We start from the raw sequence: 13,938 nt of genomic DNA, 5'->3' as shown, positions 1-13,938 counted from the left end.
CGCTATGCTCGAACAAGATGATCAGCTAAAAGAATTTTATTGGTACATCGATATTCTGCAAAACGTTGATGTTGGTTTAGCCGTGCTGGACAAAGAATACAATATTCAGCTGTGGAATGGCTTTATGGAAAACCACAGCGGCCATCATCCGAATTCCACCAAAGATCAAAATATTTTTGAGCTCTTTTCAGAAATTGATGAGGCGCGCTTTCGCAGCAAAGCCGAATCTGTCTTTTTGTTACAGAGCAGCGCCTTCAGCAGCTGGGAACAGCGGCCTTATTTATTTAAATTCAAAACCTATCGCCCCATTACCTGCACAGCACCGCATATGTATCAGAACACCACCATCATCCCTCTGGTATCAACCACCGGTGAAGTCAACCACATCTGCATCATCGTGTATGATGTGACCGAAGAGGCCATGTATAAACTTCGCCAGGAAAAACCCCAGGCCATGAGCGCCTAGAAATTCTCTACAAGTCCATTTCTCATTTCTGAACATTGGATGGCGACGGGTTCGCCGTCCATCTATTGAATAAAATTTTTGAAGATTTCACGCCGAACATTTATCTCGATAAAACACCAAATATAATTGATGCGGCTCTTTGATTTCAAAAAACGTGCCACCCTACATTCAGTAAGCCGATGATTTCGCTGATATTTTAAAAAATATTTTTCGGTGATTTTTTAAAATAATTTTTTCTTGCCAACGCTCCCAAAAACTGAAAGTATGGTTGGTTCCCCTCCAAGAAAAACTTGCCACCACCTCTTTCCTATATATGACAAAATCGTCATGGGATTGCCCTAGTTTTCACCCATTAATACTGTTATAAGAACCCTAGGGGGCTATTCGTACGAGCTATACAGCCGACCGATTCAGCGTCCTGCGCCAACTCAACAACCAAAGGGATCGCATATGGGTGAATCGCTGTTGTCCGTTAGGAATACACAAAATAAAAGTACTCGCTATGTACTGGATACTAACGTTTTAATTCACGACCCTACTGCATTACTGAACTTCGAAGAACATAAAATCTCCATTCCCATGACCGTGCTGGAGGAGCTGGATTCCCTGAAAAGCGGCCGTAACGCCGTCGCCGCCGATTGCCGACAGGCAATCAGAGAACTCGATAAAATTCTTGGTCGCGCCAGTCTCGACGATATCGAAGCCGGCGTACCCATTAAACGCGGAGAAAAAAGTCAGGCCCAGGGCAGCCTGTCCATCATTATGCGTGAGACTCCCGAAGGCGTTAGCACCTTACCCACCCATCTAAACGACAACAAAATCCTGAACGACATTTATTTTCTTCAACGCCAAAACCCCGATGAGCATATTGTCCTGATCAGCAAAGACATCAATATGCGTTTAAAAGCCAAAGGCTGTGGTATTGAAGCTGAGGACTACCACAACGATCAGCTGGTCACAGACATAGAGAAACTCAACAAAGGCTTCCTGGAATTTTCGGGCAGCTTTTGGGAGCAAATCAATCAGGTCGATACACAACAGGAAATGGGCCGAACCGTTCATCGCCTGGAGCGTTGCAGCGTGCTGTCCGAATGCTCACCCAACCAGTTTATTCTGGACGAACAGGAATTCGTTGGACGCGTTCTTGAAGTCAACGATGAGGACGTTTTGCTCTTACACCTCGATCAACACCAGTTGATGGAAACCGAGGCCTGGGGCTTGAAACCCAGAGACATTTATCAGGCCTGCGCCTTGAATCTGCTTCTGGACCCCGATGTTCACATCGTCAATCTGACGGGCTCAGCGGGCTCGGGTAAAACCATTCTCGCACTTGCCGCCGCCATTGAAATGACGGTGGCCAATAAACTCTATCGCCGAATTATCGCGACCCGCTCAACACAGGGGCTCGACGAAGACATCGGCTTTTTACCTGGTACCGAAGCGGAAAAAATGGAACCCTGGCTGGGCGCCATCACCGATAACCTCGAAGCCTTGCATTGCGATGACGAAGACTGCTCCGGGAGTGTGGATTATGTGCTGAACAAAGTGCCCTTGCACTTTAAGTCCTTGAATTACATTCGTGGGCGAAGCTTCCAGCACAGCCTGATTTTAATTGATGAGTGCCAAAACCTGACGCCTCATCAAATTAAAACCATCATCACTCGTGCAGGTTCCGGATCCAAAGTGATTTGCCTGGGCAACCTCGCGCAAATTGACACACCGTATCTCAATGCCACCAGCTCGGGCCTGACGTATTTAAGCGAACGCTTTAAAGGTTTCCAGCAGGGAGGGAATATTCAACTTCAGGGCGTACCGCGCTCCATTTTGGCGGAGTACGCCGAGTCTCATTTATAAATTGAACAGAGTGTCACAGGCTTGCGGCTTTAAACGTGTCGCAAGCCTGTAAGCTGCCATTTTTCAGGCCATTGGAAAACCAGCGAATGCGCTGCTCAGCCGAGCCATGGGTAAACGCATCCGGCACCACATAGCCTTGAGCTTGTTTCTGCAAAGTATCGTCACCGATTGCGCTCGCCGCTTGCAAAGCCTCTTCAACATCACCCGCTTCTAAAATTTTCTGCTGCTTTTGCGCGTGATGCGCCCAAACGCCGGCATAACAGTCGGCTTGCAATTCAACGCGAACCTGCAGGGCATTGCCTTCGGTTTTGCTCAATCGACGCTTGGCCTGGTGGGTTTTGTCCAACACACCAAATACGTTTTGCAGATGATGACCTACCTCGTGGGCAATCACATAGGCCTGGGCAAAATCCCCCGGCGCGCCATGGCGACGTGCCAGCTCATCAAAGAAACCAAGATCCAGATACACCTTATTGTCACCAGGACAGTAAAACGGCCCCATTGCGGAAGAGGCCTGGCCACAGGCGCTGCGCACACCATTGCGAAACAGTACCAAGCGTGGCTCGGGATAAGCCTTGCCAAAACTCTGCTTGAAAATGCTGCCCCAGACATCCTCGGTCTGCCCCAGCACAGCGGTCACAAAATCCGCCCGCAGATTGTCTTCCTGGCTGTTTTGTACCTTGGCCTGGCTGATCCCTTGCTGTCCTGGCTGCAGCAAATTCATTGGGTTAAAACCCAGGAAGTAGGCGATGACGCCGACCACCAAAACAATACGGCCCACCTTGGTGCCAATCAGCATGCGAATAATCGGCAGGAAGCTCGCCATTCCACGGCCACCGCCACCAAACCGGGCAGGGGAGTTGCTGCGTTGATCATCCACATTACTGCTGCGGCGGCTGTTTCGCCATTTCATCGGCTTCCCTCACTTATTTGCTTTCGACCTGCCCTGGCGCAATAAACTCAACGAGCAAGGCCGCAGGGCTTAGGTTAAAATACAGATCATACGCGACTAAAACACTACCCACGCTTAATAACGAGATTTTACATGAGTAACAGCGGTACTCTCTATACGGTATCAGCACCTTCTGGCGCCGGAAAAACCAGCTTGGTCAAAGCCTTGATCGACACCCTGAGCGATGTTCAGGTATCGATTTCACACACCACCCGCGCCATGCGTCCGGGTGAGGAAGACGGTGTGAACTATCATTTTGTCTCCCAGGATACCTTTCAGGATATGTTGGCCAAAGGTGCCTTCCTGGAACACGCTGAAGTATTCGGCAATTGGTACGGCACCTCACAGGCCTGGGTGGAAAACACTTTGGCTAACGGCGGTGATGTCATTCTGGAGATCGACTGGCAGGGCGCCCAGCAAGTGAAGCGTTTGATGCCGCACACCCAGGGCATCTTTATTCTGCCACCCAGCCAAACCGCCCTGCGCCAGCGACTGACCGGACGCGGCCAGGATGACGACAGCATCATTGATGGCCGCATGGCCGAAGCCGTCAGCGAAATGAGCCATTACGTTGAAGCCGACTTTATTTTGATCAATGACGATTTCGACGAAGCCTTGATCGACTTCGCCGCTATTTTACGCGGCCAGAGACTCCAGCAGGGCAAACAACAGCAACGCCACAAAACCTTGCTGCAAGAGCTGCTGAAATAAACCCCATAAATGGCCAGCCCTTGCCTGGGCTGGTCAAAATGCGTACACTAGCGCCCCTTTTTTATATCTGCCGCGATGGATTTACGCCTTGAGCTTTTGCAAAAGCTCTACTTTCAGGCTATAACTCTGCGACAGAAGACATTTGCCAAGACCTGCCCGATGGCAGGCATATTGAATAGGAAATACTGATGGCCCGTATCACCGTTGAAGATTGCCTCAACCACGTTGATAACCGTTTTGAACTGGTAATTGTAGGCAGCAAGCGTGCTCGCCAGATCGCTGTCCAGGGTAAAGAGCCTATGGTTCCGGAAGAAAACGACAAGCCAACGGTTCTCGCTCTGCGTGAAATCGAAGAAGGCCTGATCGATCCCGCCATGTTCGACGTTGAAGAAGACGAGCAGGACGAGATGCCCATCATGCCTCAGCAAGAGCCCGGCATCGAGCTGTAACAGCACAGCGAATGGCTCAGGCGCTCGGCTGCCAATAGCCACAGAATGTGTTACTTTAAAAGCTAGGTACGTTAGCAGGAGCTAACGCCCTAGCTTTTTTGTTTTCTGGCCGCCGTATGATGTGATCTATCGACGGGGTTCTTGAGTTACTGGAGCCTACTTTGCAAACCATTGAGTCCCTCAGCAACCGACTCTCATCCTATCTTGATTCCGAGCAAATCAATCTGGTGCGGCGCGCCTACTATTACGCCGAACAAGCCCACGATGGCCAGACCCGTCGCAGTGGCGAACCCTATGTCACTCACCCGCTGGCCGTTGCCGGTATTCTGAGTTCCATGCATATGGACCATCAAAGCCTGATGGCCGCCATGCTGCACGATGTGATTGAAGACACCGGCATCCCCAAAAAAGCCCTGGCCAAACAATTTGGCGATACCGTCGCAGAACTGGTGGATGGCGTCAGTAAGCTGACCCAAATCGAATTTGGCTCACGGGAAGAAAAGCAGGCCGAAAACTTTCAGAAGATGGCCTTGGCAATGGCCAATGACATTCGTGTCATTCTGGTGAAACTGGCCGACCGTTTACACAATATGCGCACACTGGGCGCATTGGCGCCGGAAAAAATGCGTCGTATTGCCTTGGAGACCCTCGATATCTACGCGCCGATTGCCCACCGCCTGGGCATGAACGATATGCGTATCGAATTCGAAAACCGGGGTTTCTCCGCGATGCACCCCTTGCGAGCCCGACGTCTGCAAGCCGCCTTGCAAGAAGCCCGGGGCAACCGCAAAGAGCTGGTTGAGAATATTCAAAGCGCCATTGAAGCCCGCCTTGAAAAAGAAGACATCGCCTCGTTGGTGCTGGGAAGGGAAAAGCATCTGTTCAGCATCTACCAGAAGATGCGCGCAAAAAAGAAGTCCTTCCGTGAAATCATGGATGTCTACGCCTTCCGAATTATTGTTGAAGATGTCGACACCTGTTACCGCGTTCTCGGCGTCATGCACAACCTTTATAAACCCGTCATCAGCGAATTCAAAGATTATATTGCCATACCCAAGGCCAACGGTTACCAATCTCTGCACACCGTCTTGGTCGGCATGCACGGCGTGCCCATTGAAGTTCAGATTCGCACCAAGGAAATGGACGAGCTGGCCAATACAGGCATTGCAGCACACTGGCTGTACAAAGCCGACGAAGACAGTCCGGTCAGCAATCAGGCACGCGCCCGTCAATGGGTGCAGGGCCTGTTGGAAATTCAAAAACAGGCGGGCAACTCCCTGGAATTTATTGAGAACGTTAAGATCGATCTCTTCCCGGATGAGGTCTATGTGTTTACACCCAAAGGCAAAATTATCAGCTTACCTTCCGGCGCCACAGCGGTTGATTTCGCCTACGCTGTACACACCGGAGTAGGGCATCGCTGTGTTGCCTGCCGAATTAACGATCGCCTGGCACCGTTATCGCAACCACTCAAAAGCGGCGAAAAAGTGAAAATCATTACCGCTGCGGGAGCGCAACCCAACCCCGCTTGGCTCAACTTTACCACCTCCGGCAAAGCGCGAAGTTCCATTCGCCACTTTCTGAAAAATCAGCGTCACCATGAATCCATTGAACTGGGTGAACGCTTACTCGGTCGCGCACTGAGCAATATTAATATGCGCCTCGACGAACTCAGTGAAGAACAGGTTCAGCATTTGCTCGATGAAACCCATATGAGCAATATGGAAGCCCTGCTGGAAGATATTGGTCTGGGTAACCGACTGGCCAATGCGGTCGCGAATTTGCTGCAGCAGGATCAGGAAGATTCCAAAGCAACTCATATCCATTCCCCACTGATGATCGACAGCGACGAAGGTATGCTGATCAGTTTTGCCCGCTGCTGCCGCCCCATTCCCGGCGACCCGATTATTGGCCACCTAAGTGCCGGTAAAGGTCTGGTGGTCCACGTGGAGGACTGCAATAATATTGCCGAACTGCGTCACTCTCCGGAGAAAATCAGTTTGGTAAACTGGGCGCCCAATGTGACCGGTGAGTTTCTGGTCGACATTAAAGTTGAAGTGGAATCCCAGCGCGGAATTATTGCCAGCCTCGCCAATCGCATGGCCGAAGCCGGCGCTCATATTGAACGTATTAATGTTGATGAGCGCGACGCTCACAACAGCGTGATCGAACTGTGTATCGGTGTGCAAAACCGAGTCCATCTGGCGAACGTTATTCGTCGGGTGCGCAATATGCATTCGGTCATCAAGTTAACCCGAAGCAAAAACTAATCGCTTATATTTATTTGAGAAACACCATGCCAAATCGTTCTATTGTAGAAACCAGCAATGCACCTTCTGCCATCGGCACTTACTCACAGGCCGTTAAAGTAAACAACACAGTTTACCTGTCGGGTCAAATCCCACTGGTGCCGGAAACCATGACACTGGTTGAAGGCGATTTTGAAGCCCAGGCTCATCAGGTATTTAAAAACCTGGCCGCCGTGTGCAAAGCCTCTGGTGGCGACATTCAGCAAATCGTAAAACTGAACATTTACCTCACCGATCTCGGCAACTTTCCGATTGTTAACGAAGTGATGTCCCAATACTTCGAGCAACCCTATCCGGCACGCGCTGCCATCGGCATCAGCCAGTTACCGAAAGATTCCTTGATTGAAGCCGACGGCATTTTGGTTGTGTAAAGGTGTACTAAAATGGGCAGGGAATTTCACTTCTTAAACCTGCCCTTAATTTTCATTATGAAAAGTCCATTCAATCTGTTTTTGATTGTCCTCATTTTTCCTTTATTGGCAGCTGATGTTTCAGCCCAAGCAAGTGAGCCTTCAAAAAACAAATTGAAACCCGGCTATGGCTACTTGCTTCTGGCCATAGAAAGCCTGGGTACAACGCCCCATAAGATTCTGCTAAAAGGCCCAAAGCTTTTTTCGAACCCCAGCGTTCAGTCCATCCAGCCTGGCAACAATTACCGTTTGATGCCAGTACCTGCCGGTCGATATTACTTCAGTCAGGTTCACAACGATGGCAAGAAAGAAGAAGCCGCGTACTGGGATATTCTAAACTTTGACTATTACGTCGATGTCAAAGCCGATACCATTTCCTATTCCGGACACTTTATCAGCGAGATGTACAGCGAGCAGGAAGTGGACTTCGTCTACCGTAATCGCAGCAGCCAGGCCTATGAATATCTTCGTGGCTGCTGTTTTGAGACCGTAAAACGTTATCCGCTCAGTTTTACCGGCTCTTATCCCGATCCATTTCTGGATTTTTTAAAGCAGAATGACCAAGCGGTGAAGCCATGATGGCCATCACCAATAAATGTGTGCTCCTTGGCTTATTGACCATATGGTCTTTAGTCACCATGATTCGACCAGTTTTCGCCGACCATGAAAACAGCGTGGCTTATCAACACGCTAAAGATATTTTTCGAAGCTCCATTTACTACTTGGTCGACAGTAATCCTGAAGGCTCGTTAATTACCTATATCGAACGGCTGGATCGCGGCCAGCGTTTAATGTTGTTAAATCTGCAGGATGAAAGCTTGCAAATTCTTTTGAACGATCTCGAGGGTAATATCACGCACTATTCCTGGATCGATAACGACACCTTGGTTCTTAATGAAGTAAACAGTGACCATCAGCAGGCTCTGACTCAGCTTTCCATCAACTTTATCGATAAGCAGCTGAGCAATATCTATCAACGGCCTTTGCTTAAAAACGCTGTGGTTATCGACACCTTGCCGTATAAAGAAGATCGGGTTTTGGTGAAGCAATTTCGTGAATCGAAATCGTATATCTACAATCTGAACCTCGCAGCCAGGAATATCAGCGGGCAACTGCGCAACCGATTTAAACTCAATCGCCTGGCGCCCGCCGCCGAGCATTGGTTGAGCGACACTTCCGGAGCCCTCAGAATTGGCTATGTCGCCCCCCGCCACGGCAAACAGAAGGTCTGGTATCGCCCGCTGGACAATAAACGCTGGTCGGTGATTTGGGAAAGTGACAAACGCAGTATTTTCAGGCCAATTTTGTTTGAAGAGGAAAAGCAGCAACTCCTGGTTCTAAGCAACCATCAACGCAATTTTATTGAACTGCTGCGCTTCGATATCAAAACCCAAACCTTTGTTGACACCGTGCTCAAGATACCCGGCTACGACATTGAGTCTGTCGAGCTGAATAAGCGCCGGGACGACATTTTGTTTGCCAGCTACACTCAAGATGGCAACCATCGTCGACACTATATGAACGAGCTCGGTGACTTTTTAAGCAATACTTTAAAGCGCGACCTCAACACGCCCAACATCTGGGTGGTCGACAACAGCCTGAACGACAAAATTATTATTGCTCTGAAACGCGATGGTAAAAACCCTGGTATTTTCTACTTATTTAACACCCGACAATGGCAACTCACAGAGCTTGCCGATACCCAACCTTGGTTAAAACAGTTTCAGTTGGGTGATACACAAGCCATCACGTCACGTTCCAGCGACGGTTTGGAAATTGAAAGCTATCTAACATTACCCAGTAATCACCAAACACACAAAGCCCCCCTAATTGTTATGCCCCACGGCGGCCCTATCTCAGTCAGATCCTCCGCAGACTATGACCCCCATGTACAGTATCTGGCCAGTTTGGGTTATGCCGTTCTGCGACCGAATTTCCGAGGTTCTTCCGGCTATGGCCGAGAATTTATTGAAGCCGGTAAACAGCAATGGGGTAAGCTCATCGAAGATGATATTGAATCTGCGGTACGCGAAGTCATTGCACAAGGCTTGGTGGATGGCGACAAGGTGTGTATTTATGGCAGCAGTTACGGCGGCTATTCTGCGTTAATGAGCGCCATTCGCTCGCCGAACCTGTTCAAGTGCGCAGCATCCTATGTGGGCGTGACCGACATTAGCCTGATGTACAATAATGATGTGCACAATTCCAGCAGTATATTAAGTTGGCGAAAGGATTATGTCGGCGATCCCAAAACTCAGCAACAAGAACTCATGCGCTATTCACCGGTTTATCAAGCCGAACGATTGAGGGTACCGGTGTTTCTCGCTCAAGGTGAAAAGGATCGCGTCGTCGACAAAGAACATTTCTATCGCATGCGACATGTATTGGAAAAGTATGGAAAGACGGCCGAGTATCTTCTCCTGCCGGAAGAGGTCCATGGCTTCAGCTTGCTGCAGAGTTATTACGAATTTTATTCCCGCCTCGATGCCTTTTTCAGAAAGCATCTGAAACTGCCCAATGCCTCACCACTGCTTCGGGACAACGAAGAACAGCAAGCCAATATGGCAGCCAAATAAGTCAGACGCCTCTCTGCATTTTTAGTTAGGCCATCGCCGTATCTCTGAATTGTTTGGGGCTCGCGGAAAACCAACTCTTAAACGCACGATGAAACGCGCTGACTTCAGAGTAACCCAGCTCCTGGGCAATCGCACTGATTTCCCAGCGCTCTGTAATCAGCAGGGCTAACGCTTTTTCCTTCAATAAACTTTCTTTTAACTGACGAAAACTGCTGCCCTGTTCAGCCAGCAAACGCTGCAAGACACGTTTGTTTACATCCAGTTCCCGGGCGACGTCTTCGATTGTTACCTGAGCCGGGGCGCCTTGCTCGATCATTTGCTTAACGTCTTCGCGCAGAGATTTGCCTTCCCGTTTATGCCGGATCATGCCTTCGGCATAGGCCAGGTTGATTTCATAAAGGTGTTCGTCACGCCCTTCAATCGGCAGCTGCATCAAGTTACTGTCCAGATGAAGGGAAAAGTAAGGGCTCGCAGGTGTTACATGTACATCCAGTAGCTTGGAAAGCTCTTTGTGCGCCATATCCTCCGGAATACCAACCGCCAGAACAGGGTCCTGGGGGCTGATGGCTCTCAACACCAATATCGTTCCTGTGATTACCGAAAGTATTTGCTGGCGGTTGGGCGGCACACTGTGCGCACTGGGCACATACTCGCAAACTGTCAGGCCCGGTTTTTCATTGTCTCGAATGCGGTACAAGCCGTTATCACTGATCAGGCTCTGGAAACTGGCAATATGTTGGAAAGCCTGAATCGGCGTTGGACTGTGCCAGCAAATGGGCATCAAGACACCACTGGCGCGCTGGTTTTGCAACAAGCCAAGCTGAGCACCCAAGGTCGTATTCTCACTGAGTTCCTCGGCCCGATGCCACAAGCGACGGGCATCTCCCAATTCCATGCTTCCCGGGTTTAGGGAATTATCAGCGTAATTGTTCGCACTCGAAATTCCCGCCATCAATGCCGCACGATCAAGCCCCAGGCGTTCAAAGCCCGCGAAAACGCCGCTGATCCAGAGGTTGGTGATATGAAAATGCCGCATGAGGAAGCCCGCTTAACTTACAAGTTACGTCTTTTACTTAGTCGCATAATGTTAATTATTTGCACCCACTGTCAATGGCAAAGCGAAAAGAGTTCGCCACAATGAAGCCACTCAATAACAATAATCAGGAAAACGATATGTTGATCAGTAAATCCAATGGCGCCTGTGGTGCCCGTATCGAAGGCATCGATCTCTCACAAGAACTCAGCTCGGAACAGGTTGAGCAACTGCGTGCTGCCTGGCTGGAACATCACGTTTTGGCTTTCCCGAACCAGACACTGGATGATGACGATCTGGAACGCTTCAGTCAGTACTTTGGAACCTTTGCAGGCGATCCGTATTTTCCACCGATTGAAGGCCGGGAATACGTGGCCGAATTGCGCCGGGCCGCCGATGAAACCACCCCCATTTTCGCCGAAGCCTGGCACAGTGACTGGAGTTTTAGAGCCGACCCTCCAGCCGGCACAATTTTATATGGGATTACAATTCCACCGGTCGGTGGCAATACCGATTTTATTAACCTGCACAAAGTACTGGAGGATATGCCGGCCGATTTACGCGAACGTCTGGAAGGAAAAATTGCCCAGCATTCTGCCAAGCTGGCTTACGCACCTGACGGGCTTTATGGGGAGCGGGAAAAAGACGCAAAGCGCGGTATGAAAATTTTATATTCTGAAGATGCCTACCACGTAGAAACGCACCCAATTATTCGCAAACATCCCGAAAGCGGGAAAGAGGGTGTCTTCGGAACCATCTTTGGTTATATCGTGGGCATTGAAGACACAACGCCGGAAGAAGAACAACGTCTTATGGAAGACCTCTATAACTGGCAAACCCGCGCCGAATTCCAGTACAGCCACGAATGGGAACCCGGCATGCTCGTGATGTGGGATAACCGCTCGGTTTTACATAAAGCCAACGGCGGCTACGAAGGTCACGAGCGCGTTTTGCATCGCGTTGTTATTAACTAGCTCCATGGAAACACTTGCCCGATTTTGTTCGGGCAAGTCTTCATCCTTATTTTCGCAAGGGCGGCAGAGAAAAATACGTTAAACAACGCCAGATATATTCCACCGGCCCCTGACGAAAATAGCGTAACCACAGAGGCGCCAGCCACAACTGCAAACCCCAGATCATTAACATTAGCATCACTAACTGCCAACGCGACAATTCGCCCCACAAACCCAATCCATAACCATACACCACTGACGTACCGATCAGGGATTGCAAAAGATAATTACTGAGCGCGGTCTGCCCCAAAGCCTGTAAGCGTTTTTGCAAGCCCTTGGCCCATTGAATACGGCACAACACAATAATGCCTGAAACATACGCAATGACCAGCGCGACAGAACCTATTGTATTTAAAGGCAGCACTCCCCAATGATCAAAATAGCGTTCCACCGACCACTCTGAATTTACCCCAACAAACCAGGACCAAAGAGAAATCGGTACACCCAGCAGCAATCCAAAAAACAAACTATTTTTGTACAAGGAGATTGGAAACTGGCCTTGTAAAAAGCGCAGCTTATACAAAGCCATCCCTAAGCACATCATACCCAGAGCGCGATAGAATGTAGACACCAGAATCAACACATCAAACTGAACAAATACCGAACTGGTTTCCTCTTCTACGCCTAAGCGATAGTTAACAATATCCTGGTAGCTCCCCGAATAAAGCTGTTTGGTATCATCAATCATTTCTGCAGTCGGATATAACAATGCCTGAACATCATAAAACTCCTGGACACTGTAATCAGCAATATTGCCGACAAAATCTCCAGAAGTATATATCGATGCCATCAACAACACGCTAGCAAACAGAATAAGCACCCAGGGTGAGGAACGATGCAGAGGGTAAAGCAGTAAGGCGCAAAAACCATAGATTAGCAACACATCCCCTTCCCACAGATATATACCATGGGCAAGACCGATAGCCATCAGAATAAGATTACGACGGTAATGCACTCCCAAGCTGGCCTTTCCTTTTGCTTGTACTCGTTCGATCAACAACAGAACACTGGCACCAAACAACAGGGAAAACATGCCCATAAACTTTTGATCGGCAAACACAAAAAATATTGAAAAGATCGGAAAGTTTAAGAAGTCATCAGCACGATATGCAGTGGGACTTGAATATGCACCAAAGGGCATCGCCATACCCACCAAGTTCATCGTCAACAAACCCAATAGCGCGACACCACGAACGGTATCGATGCTGTCGATACGTTCATCCAAACGAATACTTTGATTCACAATCACTCCATGGTTTTTTATTCAACGGATAAATCAGTTCTGACCTAATGCCGCCAATTGAACTTGATAACCTTCACGGTACGTCGGGTAGAGATACGAGTATGAAGATCGCAGAAGACGCTCGGGAATTAATTGTTTGCCGGTGGCAGAATCGCATTTAAATTCCATCGTCGATTCCACACCCAGCTGACCAGCCAGATAGGCCTTAATCTGCCCTCGCAAAGAAGGCTCAGTATCCGTTGCCAAATACACCTCTTCACGCTGCGCTTCAGGCAAACTCAGAATATGTTCCAGCACCCCGGCACAATCATCGACATGGATGCGATTGCCCCAGTGAGCATCCGCGTCTGAAAATTCACAGCCTTCGCGAACCTCGTCCACCAGCTTGCGAAACAAACGTTTGCGCTCTGGCCCATAAATGCCCGAAAAACGTACCCGACAATGGCGCAGACCACTCTCGGCCAACAACTGTTCCGCTTCCAACATGCGAATACCGTTGTACTGTTGAGGTTCGGTTGGGGACTCATCACTCAGGCGACTGCCATCGTTTTGCCCATACACCGCGGTGCTGGAAACGAAAATCAGCAGAGGGCACCTCTCCAGCGTTTTGCCAAATTCAAGCAATTGCCGAATGGGTTCAACATAACTCAGGCGGTAGGCCTCATCACCACGGTCAAAGGGCGTCAGGGTAATCAACAGGGCGTCCAGCTCCATTAGATATGAGCTATAGCTGCCGATATCCCTGGCATCGGCCTGCCGCCACTGAAAACCTTTCGGCAGGACTTTTTCGCTACGGCTGAAGGCATAACCCGTCGCCTTGCCCTGCAAACGACTCAAGAGGCGCTGACCAATATCGCCATACCCCAAAACCCCCAGCCGTAGACTCTGATTTAAATGTTCCATAGATGCGCTCTCAATCCGT

Annotated in this window: 13 protein-coding genes; 9 read left to right on the top strand and 4 right to left on the bottom strand. The window is 49.4% G+C overall.

All coding sequences use genetic code 11. The features are described from left to right. Positions 1-4 precede the first annotated feature (4 nt). On the top strand, positions 5-466 hold the full coding sequence (locus G8768_RS03025) for a PAS domain-containing protein (RefSeq protein ID WP_166851590.1): 462 nt from the start codon (positions 5-7) through the stop codon (positions 464-466). A gap of 450 nt (positions 467-916) precedes the next feature. Then, the gene (locus G8768_RS03020) at positions 917-2,320 is read left to right on the top strand and encodes a PhoH family protein (protein ID WP_166851592.1); all 1,404 of its coding nucleotides are present in this window, start codon (positions 917-919) and stop codon (positions 2,318-2,320) included. A gap of 13 nt (positions 2,321-2,333) precedes the next feature. On the opposite strand, the gene ypfJ is transcribed toward G8768_RS03020, so the two are convergent. Then, entirely contained in the window at positions 2,334-3,233 is a 900-nt protein-coding gene (ypfJ, locus tag G8768_RS03015; protein WP_166851594.1) for a KPN_02809 family neutral zinc metallopeptidase, read from the bottom strand. A 132-nt stretch (positions 3,234-3,365) separates the two neighbouring features. Between ypfJ and gmk the strand changes: the two genes are divergently transcribed. From gmk to G8768_RS02985, 6 genes are all read left to right on the top strand, one after another. After that, positions 3,366-3,983, top strand: a complete 618-nt coding sequence (gene gmk / locus G8768_RS03010) for a guanylate kinase (RefSeq protein WP_166851596.1) — start codon at positions 3,366-3,368, stop codon at positions 3,981-3,983. A gap of 188 nt (positions 3,984-4,171) precedes the next feature. Further along, on the top strand, positions 4,172-4,432 hold the full coding sequence (gene rpoZ / locus G8768_RS03005) for a DNA-directed RNA polymerase subunit omega (RefSeq protein WP_166851598.1): 261 nt from the start codon (positions 4,172-4,174) through the stop codon (positions 4,430-4,432). 161 nt (positions 4,433-4,593) lie between these two features. Beyond that, entirely contained in the window at positions 4,594-6,702 is a 2,109-nt protein-coding gene (spoT, locus tag G8768_RS03000; protein WP_166851600.1) for a bifunctional GTP diphosphokinase/guanosine-3',5'-bis pyrophosphate 3'-pyrophosphohydrolase, read from the top strand. Positions 6,703-6,728: 26 nt separating this feature from the next. Beyond that, positions 6,729-7,112 carry a RidA family protein gene (locus tag G8768_RS02995; RefSeq protein ID WP_166851602.1) on the top strand — a complete coding sequence of 128 codons (384 nt, stop codon included), beginning with the start codon at positions 6,729-6,731 and terminating at the stop codon, positions 7,110-7,112. Positions 7,113-7,124: 12 nt separating this feature from the next. Then, complete coding sequence (locus G8768_RS02990) at positions 7,125-7,730, top strand: hypothetical protein (RefSeq protein WP_166851604.1); 606 nt, start codon at positions 7,125-7,127, stop codon at positions 7,728-7,730. Positions 7,731-7,789: 59 nt separating this feature from the next. Beyond that, positions 7,790-9,727: an alpha/beta hydrolase family protein gene (locus tag G8768_RS02985; protein ID WP_166851607.1), complete on the top strand. Its 1,938-nt coding sequence runs from the start codon at positions 7,790-7,792 to the stop codon at positions 9,725-9,727. A 25-nt stretch (positions 9,728-9,752) separates the two neighbouring features. Here G8768_RS02985 and G8768_RS02980 read toward each other — a convergent pair whose 3' ends face one another. Next, positions 9,753-10,763: a helix-turn-helix transcriptional regulator gene (locus G8768_RS02980; protein WP_166851610.1), complete on the bottom strand. Its 1,011-nt coding sequence runs from the start codon at positions 10,761-10,763 to the stop codon at positions 9,753-9,755. A gap of 101 nt (positions 10,764-10,864) precedes the next feature. On the opposite strand from G8768_RS02980, the gene G8768_RS02975 reads away from it, so the two are divergent. Next, a complete protein-coding gene (locus G8768_RS02975) occupies positions 10,865-11,734 on the top strand; it encodes a TauD/TfdA dioxygenase family protein (RefSeq protein ID WP_243749352.1) in 870 nt (289 codons plus the stop codon). Between the two features lie 46 nt (positions 11,735-11,780). Here G8768_RS02975 and G8768_RS21235 read toward each other — a convergent pair whose 3' ends face one another. Together G8768_RS21235 and G8768_RS02965 are read right to left on the bottom strand one after the other, a co-directional pair. Next, entirely contained in the window at positions 11,781-13,016 is a 1,236-nt protein-coding gene (locus G8768_RS21235) for a DUF418 domain-containing protein (RefSeq protein ID WP_166851613.1), read from the bottom strand. Between the two features lie 33 nt (positions 13,017-13,049). Continuing rightward, entirely contained in the window at positions 13,050-13,919 is an 870-nt protein-coding gene (locus G8768_RS02965; RefSeq protein ID WP_166851616.1) for a sugar nucleotide-binding protein, read from the bottom strand. Positions 13,920-13,938: the final 19 nt, after the last annotated feature.

This window comes from Pseudoteredinibacter isoporae, from assembly GCF_011602085.1.
Taxonomy (GTDB): Bacteria; Pseudomonadota; Gammaproteobacteria; order Pseudomonadales; family Cellvibrionaceae; genus Pseudoteredinibacter; species Pseudoteredinibacter isoporae.
This window is presented reverse-complemented; position numbering and strand designations above follow the sequence as displayed.